The sequence below is a fragment of the Streptomyces sp. NPDC088923 genome (genome assembly GCF_044749745.1).
Lineage (GTDB): Bacteria > Actinomycetota > Actinomycetes > Streptomycetales > Streptomycetaceae > Streptomyces.
Genome location: NZ_JBIVIO010000003.1, coordinates 346,334 through 360,645, shown reverse-complemented (window position 1 = coordinate 360,645; position 14,312 = coordinate 346,334). Strand labels below are relative to the sequence as shown.

The following is a 14,312-nucleotide window of genomic DNA, read 5'->3' as shown; positions in this document are numbered from 1 at the left end:
GGTCGTCGGCCGGACCGCTGGGCGCCATCCGCCGCCGTGAGTCTCTCCGGCATGAAGGTCATCGTCGTAGGAGCGGGCGTCGTGGGCGCCATGCACGCCTGGCACGCGGTAGCGCGCGGCCACGAGGTCGTGCACATCGAGCGTGAGGCGGAGGCGCGGGGCGCCTCGCTGCGCAACTTCGGGCAGATATGGGTGAGCGGACGGGCCGGCGGCCCGGAGCTGGAAACTGCCCTGCGCGCCCGGGAGTTGTGGGAGGAGATCGGGGCGCGGGTGCCGGGGCTCGGCTTCCGGGCCTGCGGCTCGCTGACCCCCCTGCGCACCCCCTTGGAGCGGAGCGTGGCCGAGGCGGCGCTCGCCCGGCCGGACGCGGGTGAACGCGGCTTCAAGCTGCTCACCGCCGAGGAGGCGCGTGCGGTCAACCCTGCGCTGCGCGGCGATTTCGACGCCGCGCTGTGGTGCGAGCGGGACGCCGCCGTCGAACCGAGGACGGCGCAGCTCGCCCTGAAGGCGGAGTTGCTCGCCTCGGGCCGGTACACGTTCCTCGGCGGGCGCGAGGTGCGCGAGGTGACGGGCCCGGGGGTGGTGCGCGACGACCACGGGGACACGCACGCGGGCGACACGGTGATCCTCGCCACGGGCGCGTGGCTCGGCGGGCTCGTACGGGAACTGGCGGGCCCGGACCTGCCGGTGCGCCGGGTGCGCCTCCAGATGATGCAGACCGATCCGCTGGGCGAGACCCTGACGACCTCGGTCGCCGACCCCGACTCCTTCCGCTACTACCCGGCGTACGCGGGCGAGGCGCTCGACGCGCTCGCGGCGGGACAGCCGCAGGCCCCTGTCGCGGCGGAGCACGCGATGCAACTCCTCATGGTGCAACGGCGCGACGGGGGCCTGACGATCGGCGACACGCACGCGTACGCGCACCCCTTCCCCTTCGACACGGTCGAGGAGCCGTACGAGCACCTGACAGCGGTCGTCGAGTCCTACCTCGGCCGCCCGCTGCCCCGGATCAGGCACCGCTGGGCGGGGGTGTACGCGCAGTGCACCGACCCGTCCCGGGTCGTGCACCGGCAGGAGGTCGCCGACAGCGTGTGGCTCGTGACCGGGCCCGGCGGCCGGGGCATGACGTGCTCGCCCGCGATCGCGGAACGTACCGCAGACCTCATCGGATGGTGACCCCATGACCACAACCCCCTTCCACGCTCTGGTCGTTCTCGACATGGCGGGCACGACGGTGAGCGACGGCGGTCTCGTCGAGAGCGCCTTCACCGCCGCCGCCGAGCGGCTCGGCGTCCGCCCCGGCTCGCCGGAGCACTCCGCTCAGCTCGCGCACGTACGGGCGACGATGGGCGAGTCGAAGATCTCCGTCTTCCGGCACCTGTACGGCGAGGAGGAGCGCGCCCGGCGGGCCAACGCGGCCTTCGAGGAGGCGTACGCGCGGCTCGTCGGCGGTGGCTCCGTCACGGAGGTGCCCGGGGCGCGCGAGTGCGTGGAGCGGCTGCGCGCGGAGGGCCGGACGGTGGTGCTGACCACCGGTTTCGCGCGGCCGACGCAGGACCTCCTGCTCGACGTACTCGGCTGGCAGGCCCTCGCGGACCTGACGCTGTGCCCGGCGGACGCGGGCGGCAGGGGCCGCCCGTACCCGGACCTGGTGCTCGCCGCGCTGCTGCGCACGCACGCCGTGGACTCCGTGGCACGCGTCGCCGTGGCCGGGGACACCGCGTACGACATGCGCCAGGGGGTACGGGCCGGGGCGGGCGTCGTCGCCGGCGTACGGACCGGGGCGCACGAGGAGCCGGCGCTGCGCGCGGCGGGGGCGACGGCGGTGCTCGGCTCGGTCGCCGAACTGCCCGCGCTGCTGCGCGCGGTGGAGGAACGGGAGGCCGCCGCGTGAGCGCCGCCCAGGCGCCCGCGGGCGGCATCCGCTTCGAGCACGTCAGCGTCCGCTACGGCGGCACCACCGTGCTCGACGACTTCGACCTGAACGTCGAGCCCGGCGAGGTCATGGCGCTGCTCGGCCCCTCCGGTTCCGGCAAGACGACGGCGCTGCGCGCGGTCGCCGGTTTCGTCCGGCCCTCGGAGGGGCGGGTGCACCTGGCGGGGCGCGAGGTGACGGACCTGCCGCCGCACCGGCGCGGGCTCGGCATGGTCGTGCAGCAGTACGCGCTCTTCCCGCACCTGCGCGTGCGCGACAACGTGGCCTTCGGGCTCCGGGCCCGGCGCGTCCCGCGCGCGGAGGCGGCCGAACGGGTCGCCGAGGCGCTGGAACTGGTGGGCATGGGGGACTTCGCCGACCGGTACCCGCGCGAGCTGTCCGGCGGGCAGCAACAGCGCGTCGCGCTCGCCCGCGCGCTCGCCATCCGCCCCGGAGTGCTCCTGCTCGACGAACCGCTCTCGGCGCTCGACGCCCGCCTGCGCAGCGGAATGCTCGCCGAACTCGCCCGACTGCACCGCGAGTTCCCCCGTATGTCGATCCTGTACGTGACGCACGACCAGATCGAGGCGCTGACCCTGGCGGACCGCGTCGCGGTCCTCGACCGGGCCAGGCTCCAGGAGTGCGGTACCCCGCGCGCGCTGTACTCCAGGCCGCGCACCGCGTTCACGGCCTCCTTCGTCGGCGAGGCCAACCTCCTCCCGGTCGAGGTGGCGGACGGCGACGGCACCGCGGTCTTCGCCGGGCAGCCGATACGCGTCGCGGGCGCGGCGGCGGGCGGGACGGTCGCGGGCGCGGCCACCCTGCTCGTACGCCCGCACCAACTGCGCCTCGGCGCGGAGGGCGGCCCGGGGGCGGCGCGCGGCCCGAACGCCCTGCGCGGCACCGTCGCCGAGCGGCAGTGGCGGGGTGACGCGCACCGTCTGCACGTCCGCGTCGGGGAGCACCTCCTGCTCGTGGACGTGCCCGGGAGCGCGGAGCCCGCCGGCGTCGGCGAGGACGTGACGGTCGGCTTCGCGCCGGACGACGCGGTGCTCCTCGCGCGCGGGGGTGCCTCATGAGCGGCACCGCGATCGGATCGCCGGTCGACAAGAGCGCGGCCCTCCCCGCGCGCGTGCGCCCCGTACCGCGCTGGGTGTGGCTCCTGCCGCCCCTCGCCGCGCTCGCTTTCGCCTTCCTCTACCCGCTCGTCCTGCTCGTGCGGCAGTCGGTGACGCCGGAGGAGGGCGGGACGTCGTTCGCCGCGTACTCCGGCGTGTTCGCCTCGGGCGCGTTCCGCGAGGCACTGGTCACGACGGTGTACCTGGCGGCGGGGACGACGGCAGGGTGTCTCGCGCTCGGCTTCTTCCTGGCGCTCGTCCTCGCGTTCGTGCCCTTTCCCGGGGCGCGGCTCGTCGCGCGGTGCGTCGAGGTGTTCCTGTCCTTCCCCTCGTTCCTCATCACCCTCGCGCTGCTCTTCGTGTACGGGACGGTGGGGATGGCGAACGGGCTGTGGACGGACGTGACGGGCGCCGCGCACGGGCCCTTCGCGTTCCTCACCACACCGTGGGGCGTCCTGCTCGCGGAGATCATCTACTTCACGCCGTTCGTGATGCGTCCGGTCCTCGCGGCCCTCGCGCAACTCGACACCGCGCAGGTGGAGGTCGCCGCGTCGCTGGGCGCGCGGCCCGCGCGCATCGTGCGGCGCGTCATCCTGCCGGAGGCGCTGCCCGCGCTCGCGGCGGGCGGGAGCCTCGTCCTCGTGCTGTGCCTCAACGAGTTCGGCATCGTCCTGTTCACGGGCGCGAAGGGCGTCACGACCCTGCCGACGCTGATCTACGGCAAGGCGATCCTCGAATCCGACTACCCGGCGGCATGCGCGGTCGCCGTCGTCAACATCGTCGTCTCCGTGGGCCTGTACGGCCTGTACCGGGTGGTGAGCCGTCGTGCTGGTGCGTAGCCGGGCGGGCAGATACGCCGTGTGGGCGCTGTTCCTCGTCCTCTTCCTGCCGCTCTTCGCGCTGCCCCTCGCGGTCATCGTCGCGGCCTCGTTCGCGGGCCGCTGGTCGGGGGCGCTGCCCTCCGCGCCGACGCTCGCGCACTACGCCACGGCGACGCGCGGGGACGCGCTCGACGCGCTGACGACGAGCCTCGTGACGGCGGTCGTGGCGAGCCTGCTCGCGCTGGTCGTCGGTACGTGGGCGGCGCTCGCCGCCGAGGGACTCGGGCCGCGCGGGCGACGTGTCGTGGACGCCCTGTTCGTGCTCCCCGTCGCGGTGCCCTCGGTCGTCGTCGGGCTGTGCCTCCTGGTGGCGTTCAGCCGGCCACCGGTCCTGCTCAACGGGACGCGGTGGATCGTGATCCTCGCGCACACGGTGCTGGTCACGGCGTTCGCCTACCAGTCGGTGAGCGCGGCCACCCGGCGGCTGGACCCGGCGTTCGCGCAGGCCGCGGCGGGGCTCGGCGCCCGCCCGTTCACGGTGCTGTGGCGCGTACGCCTCCCGCTGCTGCTGCCCGCGCTCGGCGCCGCGGCCGGACTCTGCTTCGCGCTGTCGATGGGGGAGCTGAGCGCCACGATGATGCTCTACCCGCCGGACTGGGTCCCGCTGCCCGTTCTCGTCTTCTCGGCCACCGACCGCGGTTCGCTCTTCACGGGCGCGGCGACGGCGGTGGTGCTCCTGGTGACGACGCTCCTCGTACTGCTCGGGCTCTCCCGGGTCCGCACGCGGGCCTCGTACCGCTGAAACAACCTCGTACCGCTGAGGAAACCGCCTCCGCGTACCGCTGGAAAACCCCTCCCCGCCCCGCAGTTCCCTCCCCCCGGAGTACGTACGTCATGCGCACACGCCCTCTCACCCCGCTCGCCGCCCTCGCCTCCTGCGCCGTCCTCGCCGCCACGCTCTCGGCGTGCGGCGGCTCGGCCGCCGCCGACGACAAGACCGTCACCGTGTACAGCGCGGACGGGCTGAAGGGCGAGAACGGCGACGGCTGGTACGACAAGGTCTTCAGGGACTTCGAGAAGAAGACCGGCATCAAGGTCAGGTACGTGGAAGGGGGTTCGGGCGAGATGGTGCAGCGCGCCGTGCGCGAGAAGTCCCACGCGCAGGCCGATGTCCTTGTCACGCTCCCGCCCTTCATCCAGCAGGCCGACGGCAAGGGCCTGCTCCAGAAGTACGCGCCCGAGGGCGCGGACGCCGTCCCCGCGGAGACGAAGTCGGCGGACGGCACGTGGACGACCGTCGTCAACAACTACTTCGGTTTCATCTACAACAAGAAGGAGCTGAAGCGCCCGCCCAAGACGTGGGACGACCTGCTCGACGGGAAGTTCGAGAACCGCCTGCAGTACTCGACGCCGGGCGTCGCGGGCGACGGCACCGCCGTGCTCGTCAAGGCGATGCACGACCTCGGCGGCAAGGACGAGGCGATGGCGTACCTGAAGAAGCTCCAGGCCAACAACGTCGGCCCGTCCGCGTCGACGGGCAAGCTCGCGCCCAAGGTCGACAAGGGCGAACTTCTCGTCGGCAACGGCGACGTGCAGATGAACTACGCGCAGTCCACGAGCATGCCGAACCTCGGCATCTGGTTCCCCGCCGGGGACTCCGGCAGGCCGACGACCTTCGCGCTGCCCTACGCGGCCGGGCTCGTCACCAAGGCCCCCCACTCCGCGAACGGCCGCAAGCTCCTCGACTACCTCCTCTCCCCCACCGCGCAGCGCGAGGTCAGCTCGGTCGGCGGCGGCTTCGCGGCGCGCGCGGACGTCAAGGCGAGCGACGCCCGCGCCACGGACCTCGCGAAGATCATGAACGGCGTCGAGGTCTTCACCCCGGACTGGGACGACCTGAGCGAGCACCTCGACACGTACGTCGACGCCTGGAAGACCGCGACCGGCAACTGACCGGCGGCCGAAGCCCGCGGGGGCCGGACACCGTCTCCGGCCCCCGCGGGCGGCCGCCACTCACAACCCCCTCCACCTCCCACGGAAAACGAGGCCCTGTGATGCCCGCTGACAGCACGACCGGTCCCCTCGCCCCCTCGCGCCGCGCCCTGCTCGGCGGCGTCGGCGCCGCGCTCCTCGGCGCCGCCCTCCCCCTCTCCCCCGCCCGCGCCGCCGACCGCGTCCCGAAGGTGCTGCTCGTCGGCATCGACGGCGCCCTGCTCTCGCGTACCGCCGCGGCCGGCACCCCGCACCTCGACGCCCTGCGCGCCTCCGGCGTCACAGCCACGAGCCTGCTGTACAGCGAACCCCTCGCGCCCACCCTCTCCGGTCCCGGCTGGTCGACGATTCTCACCGGCGTGTGGCCCGACAAACACAAGGTCCGCGACAACGACTTCACCGGCCGCCGCTTCGACCTGTACCCCGACTTCCTCACCCGCGCCGAGCGGTACCGGCCCGGGCTGTCGACGTACGCGGTCGCCTCGTGGAACCCGCTCACGACGACCGTCTTCTCGCCGGAGGTCGACACCCGCGTCTCCACCCCGTCCGTCGAGTACGACACCGGCACGACGGCGCGCGCTGTCGCGGCCCTGCGCGACCAGGACCACGACGCCGTCTTCGTCCACCTCGACAACGTCGACCACGCCGGGCACTCCTACGGCGCGGCGAGCGGCCAGTACCTCCAGGCACTCGCGACCGTCGACACCCAGCTCGGGCAACTCCTCGACGCCGTGCGCGACCGGTCCGCGTACGCGCGGGAGGACTGGCTCGTTCTCGTGACGACCGATCACGGGCACACCGACGCGGGCGGGCACGGCGGCAACACCCTGCCCGAGCGGCAGACCTTCCTCGTCGCCTCGGGCGGCGGCCTGCCCGCCGGGGGTGTGCGCCACGACGTGCGGATGCCGGACGCCGCGGCGACCGCGCTCGCACACCTGGGCGTGCCGATCGACCCGGCGTGGGGGCTCGACGGGCGCCCGCTCGCGCAGGCGTCCACCGACCCCTTCGACACGCTGCGGCCCGCGCTCGGCGGCCGCGTCGACGAGACGGGCGTCCCGGCCGGGACGCTCGGCTTCACGCACACCGCGCCGAGCGGCTGGAGCGTCGAGAACACCGGCATGAGCGGCGGTGTCACCGAGTGGCGCGGCTGGAGCTTCACGACGGACGAGTTCTGGAGCGCCGCCGAACGCGGCCAGGGCCGCGAGAACAACGTCCGCGCGCGGAACGTCTTCGCGGTCGCGGACGGCGACGAGTGGGCCGACCGCGCGTTCACGGGCGGCTTCGACTCGACGCTCGTCAGCCCCGCCTGGCCGGTGTCGGCGGGCGGCGTCCTGCGCTACACCACGTACTACCGGCAGGAGTCGCCCCAGCGCGGCGAGGTGCTGGTGTCGTACGACGGCGCCGCGCCCCTCTCCCTGCGGACGTACACCGCGGACGTCCCCTCGCGCACCGAGACGATCCCGCTCCAGGTCCCGGCGGGAGCGCGCACGGCGCGGTTCCGGTTCCGGTACACGGCGGGCAACAACTGGTACTGGACGGTGGACGACGTGACCCTGGTACCAGGCTGAGGTCCCGTCGGTGCGGGCGGGAGGGCCACGCTCTCCCGCCCGTTCCGGGCCGCCCCGGGGGGAGGTCTACGGCCTCGGCGCGTCCCCCGCCTCCGGAGCCCCGCCGCCGTCCTCGTCCTCCGGGCTCAGCTGCGGGTCGAGGTCGTCGCGGATGAGGTCGTGGGCGACCAGCTGGCGGGTGCGGTAGGCGGAGCGGGCGACGAGGTGGGAGGCGACGGGGGCGGTGAGGAACTGGAAGAAGACGACGAGTGCGAGGGTGCCGTTGTCGATGCCGTTGCGCAGCCGCAGCGCCACGCCCGCGACGATCAGGAGCAGGCCCAGGGTCTGGGGCTTGGTCGCGGAGTGGCTGCGCGCGAGAACGTCGGGCAGCAGGAGCATCCCGAGGACGCCCAGGAGGCACTGGAGGCAGCCGAGGAGGAGGAGCAGGGCCCCGGCGAGATCGGCGGCGCGGGTCCAGGCGCTCATCGGTGGTCTCCCTTGGGGGGCGCGGGGCGCGGGCGGTCGCGTACGGCGATGAAGCGGGCGATGCCGACCGAGCCCGTGAAGCCGAGGAAGGCGAGGACGAGCATCACCGGAATGTAGAAGGGGTCGCGGTCCCAAGCGGCCTTGACGCCGATGCCCGCGGTGATGAGCGCCGCGACGACGTCGAGCGCGACGGCCCGGTCGAGCATCGAGGGGCCGCGCCAGATCCGTACGAGAAGCAGCGCGCCCGCGAGCGGGACCATGGCCCCCGCCGCGAGGATCAGGTCCTTCTCCAGGGTGTCGAGCACGCTCACGTTTCCTCCTCGGGGGGCGGGGCGGCGACGAGGCGGACGTCCTCGGCCGTGCCGAAGGCGCGCGCGGTGAGCCGTTCGGTGTGCCACACGGAGCGGCGGGCGCGTTCGATCTGCTGGGGGTCGTCGGCGTCGAGCACGTGGACGAAGAGCGTCGCCGTCGCCTGCCTGACCTCGATGACGGAGCCCCCGGGCACCGCGGAGACGGCGAGGGCCGTCGCGGTGAGCATGAGGTCGCTGCGGCAGCGCAGCGGCACGGCGACGACGGCGGCGGGGTATGGGCCCGGGGTGAGGATCATGCGGGTGACCCGGACGCTGGAGACGGCCATGTCCCACAGCAGGTAGAGCACGAGGTGGACGATGCCGAGCGGGCGCAGCCGCAGCCCGAGGTCGACGGCGGGCAGCGGGAAGAGGAGGCACACGGCGACTGCGACGACGACGCCGTTGACGAGGTTGGCCCAGGAGAGCGTGCCCCAGAGCAGCACCCAGATGACGGTGAGCCAGGCGATGAGCGGCAGGTCGAGGACGCGCCTGCTCGTGCCACCGCCCAGGGTCCAGCTGTACGGGGAGCGTCTGTTGCCCCGGAAGAGGATGCTCAACGGTGCAGCACCGCCTCGATGTAGGGGGTACGGGCGAGGAGTTCACCGGCGGAGCGGTCGGTGAAGGAGGTGAGCGGACCGCCGAGGACCGTGTACGCGAGGCCGAGCGTGACGGCGGCGGCCGTGGCGAGCGTCATCGTGGGCGGCAGTCTGCTCGTGGTCTTGGTGACGGCGCGCCCCGAGAGCGTCGCGGGGGCCGCGCGCCCGGCCGGTTCGGGACGGGTCGTCTCGTCGTCGCCCTCGTCGTCGTTCTCGCTCTCCTCCAGGACCGCGCCCTCGGCGAGCTGTCCGGGCGGGGCCGCGCGCCAGAACGCGAGGTTCCACACCTTCGCCATGACGTAGAGCGTGAGCAGGCTCGTGGCGACGGACCCGGCGACGAGCGTCCAGGCCCAGCCGCCACCGGACTGGGCGCCCGCGCGCAGGAGTTCGAGCTTGCCGATGAAGCCGGAGAGCGGGGGGACGCCCGCGAGGTTCATCGCCGGGACGAAGAAGAGCACGGCGAGCAGCGGGGCGCCGCGGGCGAGACCGCCGAGCCGGGTCAGCTCGGTGGTACCGCCGCGCCGCTCGATGAGTCCCGCGACGAGGAAGAGGGTCGTCTGCACGGTGATGTGGTGCGCGACGTAGACGATCGCGCCGCCGAGCCCCGAGCGGGTCGCGAGGCCGATCCCGAAGACCATGTAGCCGATGTGGCTGATGAGCGTGAAGGACAGGACGCGTTTCAGGTCGGTCTGCGCGACGGCGCCGAGGATGCCGACGACCATCGAGGCGAGCGCGGCGAGCAGCAGGAGATCGCCGAGGCGGTGCCCGGGGAAGAGCAGCGTCTGGGTGCGCAGCATCGAGTACACGCCGACCTTGGTGAGCAGCCCGGCGAAGACGGCGGTCACGGGCGCGGGCGTCGTCGGGTAGGAGTCGGGCAGCCAGGCGGCGAGCGGGAAGACGGCGGCCTTGATCGAGAAGACCGTCAGGAGCATCGCCTCCAGCAGGGTGCGCGCGCCGAGCGGGATGTCCTGGAGGCGGACGGCGAGCTGACCGAAGTTGACGGTGCCGCAGGCCGCGTACGTCATGGCGATCGCGACGAGGAAGAGCATCGAGGAGAAGAGCGAGATGATCACGTACGTGGCGCCCGCGCGCACGCGGGGCTCGGTGCCGCCGATCGTGAGCAGGACGTAGCTCGCGACGAGCATGATCTCGAAGCCGACGTAGAGGTTGACGAGGTCCCCGGCGAGGAAGGTGCAGGAGACCCCGGCGACGAGGACGAGGTAGGCGGGGTGGAAGACGCCGAGCGGGCTCTCGTCGTCGCGGTCGGCCATGCCCTGCCCGAGCGAGTAGAGCAGGACGAGGAGGGTCACGGCCGAGGAGACGGTGAGCATGAGCCCGGCGAGCCGGTCGGCGACGAGCGTGACGCCGAGCGGCGGGGCGAAGTCGCCGAGGTGCACGACGAGCGGCCCGGTGCGGTCGGCCTCGACCATGAGGATGACCGAGAGCACGAGCACCGCGGTGAGCACGGCGACGCTGATGAGCCGCTGGAAGCGGTGCAGGCGGGCCCCGATGGCGAGCTTGAGCCCGGTGACGAGGAGCGGGAGGACGACGGGGAGCGGGACGAGGGAGTTCACCGGGGCTCTTCGCCTTCCTGTCCTGGGTCGTTGGCGGGACCGGGGTCCTCGGGGGCGGAGGGGTCCTCGGGGGCGGAGGGGTTCTCGGGGGCGGAGGGGTTCTCGGGGGCCGACGGGGCCTCGGCGGGGCGGGGTTCTTCGGCGGTACGGGGGTGGGGGCGGCCCTCCTGGTCGGGGCGCCCCGGACCGCCGCCGTCAGGCCCCGTACCGCCGCCGCCCTCGCCCTGCCCCGTGCCGTCCCCGTCCCCGTCCCCCGTCTCCGCGTACTCCTCCGGGTCCGCGCCGAGGATGTCGTTCCACAGGTCGCCCGAGGCGTCGCGGGCGCGGGCCTGGTAGGCGCGGTCGGCACGCAGGCGGGCGCGGAGTTCCTTGCGTTCGGCGCGGTAGCGGGCGCGGGCGCGCGGGGAGTGGCCGCGGGCGGCGCGGATCTCGCGGTAGCGGGCGCGCAGGGCGCTGCGCTCGTCGAGGACTTCGGCGCGCAGGGCGACGAGCCGGTCCTCGGTGTCGTCGCGCAGTTCGTCCGAGCCCGTGACCTGGTGGGTGCGGTAGGCGAGGGCGAGGAGGAAGGCGGTGGTGGCGAGGGCGATGACGATGGCGGTGAGGGCGACGGCCTGCGGGAGCGGGTCGGTGACGCGGTTGCGGATGATCCGCGGGTACAGGAGCGGGGGTTCGGCGGCCGAGCCCGTGGAGGCGAGGACGAGGAGGTTGGCTCCGTTGCCGAGCACCACGGTGCCGAGCAGGATGCGGGTCAGGGAGCGGGTGAGGACGAGGGCGCCGCCGACGGCGCAGAGCACGACGGCGGAGACGAGCACAGCGAGGCTCAGGGTCACCGGGCACCCCTCTCCTGCTGGGCGGCGCGCAGGGCGGCGAGGCGCTCGATCTGCCGGTCGATCTTCGCGCCGAGGGCGCGGACGAGGTCGAGGACGACACCGAGGACGAGGAGGTAGACGCCGCAGTCGAAGAGGACGGCGGTGGAGAGATGGACCTTGCCGAAGACGGCCCAGTCGCCGTGCCAGGTCCAGCCGTGGAGCACGGTCCCTTCGGCGAGTCCTCCGAGCGCGACGCCGGTGGAGACGAACAGGCCGAGCCCGGTGAGGAGCCCGGGTCCGAAGGGCGCGGCGGCCGCGAGTTCGAAGCGGCCACCGGCGAGGTAGCGGGTGATGAAGGCGACCCCGGCGACGAGTCCCGCGACGAAGCCGCCACCCGGCATGTTCTCGGCGCAGAAGAGCAGGTAGACGGAGAGCACGAGGATCGGGTGGTACACGAGCCGGGCGACGACTTCGAAGATGACGGAGCGGTGTTCGGGCGCGAGGGTCTTGCCGGCCGCGAGCCACGTGCGCTCGGGAGCTGTCTCGTCGCCCTCGGGGAGCCCGGCGAGATCCCGGTTCGGGAGGGTCCACGCGGTCCAGCGGGTCGCGCCCGAGGGACGCCGCTCGCCGGGGCTCGCACCCGTCGTGTGGACGGGGGACGGGCGTTCCCCCGGGGGCCTGGCGGGGAGCGGTTCGTCGCTCTCGGTGCGGCGGTGCAGGTAGATGAGGCTCGTGACGCCGATGGCGGCGGCGGCGAGGACGGCGGACTCGCCCATCGTGTCCCAGGCGCGCAGGTCGACGAGGATCGTCGCGACGACGTCCTTGAGGCCGTGGTGCGCGGTCTCCTCGACCATCGCGCTCCCGGCGGGCGAGGCGGAGCGCGCCCCGGCCATGATCCACACGACGCAGCCGATGGCCGCCGCGCCGAGGAGGGCCACGGGGGCGCGCAGGACGCGGCGCCAGCGCGTGTAGTTCTCCTCGAAGTGGACGGGCATACGGCGCAGGACGAGGACGAACACGACCATCGAGACGGTCTCGACGCAGAACTGGGTGAGCGCCAGGTCCGGGGCGCCCTGCACGACGAAGAGCAGCCCCGTCCCGTACCCGCTGAGCCCGACGAGCACGACGGCCTTCATGCGCCGCCGCGCACCGAGGCACAGCAGCGCCACGACGCACGTCAGGACGGCGACGCCGGCCTGCGCCGGGGTGTCCCACAGCCGGGGCGCCGGCGCGTCGGTCCACGGCTCGTCCACGGCGAGGACGGCGATCTGCCCGGCGAGGACGACGGCGAAGACGGTCGCGAGGTACGCGGAGAGCGAGCCGCGCTGCACGAAGCCCGTGCACTGGAGCGCGAGGCGTTCGAGGGCGAGGAGGAGGCGCCCGAAGACGAGGTCGGCGGAGCGCCAGGCGAGGGCGCGCCCGAGCAGCTCGACGCGGTCGCGGAGGAGGAAGAGCCCGATGCCGGCCGCCCACGCGGCGGCGGAGAGCGCGAGCGCGGTGCCGACGCCGTGCCACAGCGCGAGGTGGTAGGGGTGCGCGGGCCGCCGGAAGGCGGCGGCGTACGTGGCGAAGAGGTCCTCCGTGCCCTGGACGGCGGGGCCGAGGAAGAGGCAGGAGGCGGCGAGGACCGCGGGGGCGAGGAGGAAGCCGGGCGCGACGGCGTGCGGCGCGGTGTCGGGCGCGCCGGGCTTGCGTGCGAAGGCGCCCCACAGGTAGCGCAGGGTGTAGCCCGTCGTGAGGGCCGAGCCGAGGACGCACCCGGCGAGGGCCCAGTGGTCGGCGGCGTCGCCGTTGAGGAGCGCCTGGAAGGCGGCCTCCTTGGCGGCGAAGCCGAGCAGCGGTGGCACCGCGGCCATGGAGAGGCCCGCGACGACGGCGATCGCGGCGAGGACGGGCAGGCGGCGGCCGAGCCCGGACAGGGAGCGCAGGTCGCGCGTCCCCGTCGCGTGGTCGACGACGCCCGTGACGAGGAACAGCGGGGCCTTGAAGAGAGCGTGCGCGAGGATCATCACACCGGCGGCGAGCCCGGTGTCGTACGCACCGGCCCCGGCGAGGACGGTGAGGAACCCGAGCTGGCTGACCGTGCCGTAGGCGAGGACGAGTTTCAGGTCGTGCAGGCGCAGGGCACGCCAGCCGCCGAGGAGCATCGTCGCGGTGCCGAGGACGAGGAGGAGGGGTCGCCAGGGCTCGATGTGCGCGAAGCCGGGCGCGAGCCGGGCGATGAGGTAGACGCCGCCCTTGACCATCGCGGCGGCGTGCAGGTAGGCGCTGACCGGGGTGGGCGCGGCCATCGCGTTGGGCAGCCACAGGCTGAAGGGCCAGATCGCGGATTTCGACAGCGCGCCGCACAGGATCAGGACGAGGGCTGTCGCCACGGTGCCGGAGGCGGGCGGGGGGTGCGCGACCAGCTCCGAGATCCGGTACGTGTGCGTGACGGTGCCGAGGATGACGAAGCCGACGAGCATCGCGAGCCCGCCGCAGGTCGTGACGGTGAGCGCCTGGAGCGCGGAGCGCCGGTTCTGCTTGACGGTACTGCCGTGGCCGATGAGCAGGAAGGAGAAGACGGTGGTCAGTTCCCAGAAGATGTAGAGCAGGATCAGGTCGTCCGCGAGGACGAGGCCGAGCATCGCGCCGGCGAAGGCGAGCAAGGCGCCGCCGAATCGGCCGAGCTGAGGGCTCGTGTCCTCGAAGTACCAGACGCAGTACAGCAGGACGAGGGCCCCGACGCCGCCCGCGAGGAGCACCATCAGCTCGCCGAGCGCGTCGAGCCGCAGCGCGTAGTCCACCCCGTACGCGGGCAGCCACCGCCGCACCGTGACGCTCTCGCGCCCGTGCGAGACGTCCGCCCACGAGGCGAAGCCCCAGCACGCGGCGGCGGCCGGGGGCAGCGCGAGCACGGCGAAGGCCCGCCGCCCGAGCCACCGCACGAGGGCGGGGGCGCACGCGGCGAGCGCGAAGTGGGCGAGGAGCAGCGCGGTCATGCGGCGGGGCGGGCGCGCGGCGGGGGACAGAACACCCGACAGTGATATATCGGGCACACCTTCGGGGTCCGTCCGGCACGCCGCGCGAAAGAAGCCCCTTCGGCGATCGAGGATGCGGAAACG

The 14,312-nt window shown here is 73.8% G+C and carries 13 protein-coding genes; 7 read left to right on the top strand and 6 right to left on the bottom strand.

All coding sequences use genetic code 11. The annotated features are described in order from the left end of the window. Positions 1-51 precede the first annotated feature (51 nt). The 7 genes from ACIP4O_RS17075 (at position 52) to ACIP4O_RS17045 (ending at position 7,414) form a co-directional block, all read left to right on the top strand. Positions 52-1,176, top strand: a complete 1,125-nt coding sequence (locus ACIP4O_RS17075) for a TIGR03364 family FAD-dependent oxidoreductase (RefSeq protein ID WP_401575255.1) — start codon at positions 52-54, stop codon at positions 1,174-1,176. A 4-nt stretch (positions 1,177-1,180) separates the two neighbouring features. After that, the gene (locus ACIP4O_RS17070) at positions 1,181-1,894 is read left to right on the top strand and encodes a phosphonatase-like hydrolase (protein ID WP_401575254.1); all 714 of its coding nucleotides are present in this window, start codon (positions 1,181-1,183) and stop codon (positions 1,892-1,894) included. Then, on the top strand, positions 1,891-2,994 hold the full coding sequence (locus ACIP4O_RS17065) for an ABC transporter ATP-binding protein (RefSeq protein WP_401575253.1): 1,104 nt from the start codon (positions 1,891-1,893) through the stop codon (positions 2,992-2,994). Before ACIP4O_RS17070 ends, ACIP4O_RS17065 begins: the two co-directional genes overlap by 4 nt. Next, positions 2,991-3,872, top strand: coding sequence for a 2-aminoethylphosphonate ABC transporter permease subunit (locus tag ACIP4O_RS17060; protein ID WP_401575252.1), 882 nt, complete (start codon positions 2,991-2,993; stop codon positions 3,870-3,872). Before ACIP4O_RS17065 ends, ACIP4O_RS17060 begins: the two co-directional genes overlap by 4 nt. Continuing rightward, entirely contained in the window at positions 3,859-4,656 is a 798-nt protein-coding gene (locus ACIP4O_RS17055; protein WP_401575251.1) for an ABC transporter permease, read from the top strand. The genes ACIP4O_RS17060 and ACIP4O_RS17055 overlap by 14 nt, the downstream gene beginning before the upstream one ends. 92 nt (positions 4,657-4,748) lie before the next feature. After that, entirely contained in the window at positions 4,749-5,807 is a 1,059-nt protein-coding gene (locus ACIP4O_RS17050; RefSeq protein WP_401575250.1) for a 2-aminoethylphosphonate ABC transporter substrate-binding protein, read from the top strand. 101 nt (positions 5,808-5,908) lie between these two features. After that, complete coding sequence (locus ACIP4O_RS17045; RefSeq protein WP_401575249.1) at positions 5,909-7,414, top strand: alkaline phosphatase family protein; 1,506 nt, start codon at positions 5,909-5,911, stop codon at positions 7,412-7,414. 66 nt (positions 7,415-7,480) lie between these two features. Here ACIP4O_RS17045 and mnhG read toward each other — a convergent pair whose 3' ends face one another. From mnhG to ACIP4O_RS17015, 6 genes are read right to left on the bottom strand one after another with little or no spacing between them, the layout of a single operon-like run. Beyond that, on the bottom strand, positions 7,481-7,879 hold the full coding sequence (gene mnhG / locus ACIP4O_RS17040) for a monovalent cation/H(+) antiporter subunit G (protein WP_401575248.1): 399 nt from the start codon (positions 7,877-7,879) through the stop codon (positions 7,481-7,483). Beyond that, entirely contained in the window at positions 7,876-8,190 is a 315-nt protein-coding gene (locus ACIP4O_RS17035; RefSeq protein WP_361324366.1) for a monovalent cation/H+ antiporter complex subunit F, read from the bottom strand. The genes mnhG and ACIP4O_RS17035 overlap by 4 nt, the downstream gene beginning before the upstream one ends. Continuing rightward, positions 8,187-8,786, bottom strand: a complete 600-nt coding sequence (locus ACIP4O_RS17030; protein WP_361324363.1) for a Na+/H+ antiporter subunit E — start codon at positions 8,784-8,786, stop codon at positions 8,187-8,189. The genes ACIP4O_RS17035 and ACIP4O_RS17030 overlap by 4 nt, the downstream gene beginning before the upstream one ends. After that, positions 8,783-10,399, bottom strand: coding sequence for a Na+/H+ antiporter subunit D (locus ACIP4O_RS17025; RefSeq protein WP_401575247.1), 1,617 nt, complete (start codon positions 10,397-10,399; stop codon positions 8,783-8,785). The genes ACIP4O_RS17030 and ACIP4O_RS17025 overlap by 4 nt, the downstream gene beginning before the upstream one ends. Then, the gene (locus tag ACIP4O_RS17020; RefSeq protein WP_401575246.1) at positions 10,396-11,229 is read right to left on the bottom strand and encodes a Na(+)/H(+) antiporter subunit C; all 834 of its coding nucleotides are present in this window, start codon (positions 11,227-11,229) and stop codon (positions 10,396-10,398) included. Before ACIP4O_RS17020 ends, ACIP4O_RS17025 begins: the two co-directional genes overlap by 4 nt. Next, entirely contained in the window at positions 11,226-14,189 is a 2,964-nt protein-coding gene (locus ACIP4O_RS17015; protein ID WP_401575502.1) for a Na+/H+ antiporter subunit A, read from the bottom strand. The genes ACIP4O_RS17020 and ACIP4O_RS17015 overlap by 4 nt, the downstream gene beginning before the upstream one ends. Positions 14,190-14,312 lie beyond the last annotated feature (123 nt).

What these genes read in the sequence shown, in the direction of transcription:
- ACIP4O_RS17075 (WP_401575255.1), top strand. Translation starts at nt 52, where the DNA reads ATGAAGGTCATCGTCGTAGGAGCGGGCGTCGTGGGCGCCATGCACGCC.
- ACIP4O_RS17070 (WP_401575254.1), top strand. Translation starts at nt 1,181, where the DNA reads ATGACCACAACCCCCTTCCACGCTCTGGTCGTTCTCGACATGGCGGGC.
- ACIP4O_RS17060 (WP_401575252.1), top strand. Translation starts at nt 2,991, where the DNA reads ATGAGCGGCACCGCGATCGGATCGCCGGTCGACAAGAGCGCGGCCCTC.
- ACIP4O_RS17050 (WP_401575250.1), top strand. Translation starts at nt 4,749, where the DNA reads ATGCGCACACGCCCTCTCACCCCGCTCGCCGCCCTCGCCTCCTGCGCC.
- ACIP4O_RS17045 (WP_401575249.1), top strand. Translation starts at nt 5,909, where the DNA reads ATGCCCGCTGACAGCACGACCGGTCCCCTCGCCCCCTCGCGCCGCGCC.
- mnhG (WP_401575248.1), bottom strand. Translation starts at nt 7,879, where the DNA reads ATGAGCGCCTGGACCCGCGCCGCCGATCTCGCCGGGGCCCTGCTCCTC.
- ACIP4O_RS17015 (WP_401575502.1), bottom strand. Translation starts at nt 14,189, where the DNA reads ATGACCGCGCTGCTCCTCGCCCACTTCGCGCTCGCCGCGTGCGCCCCC.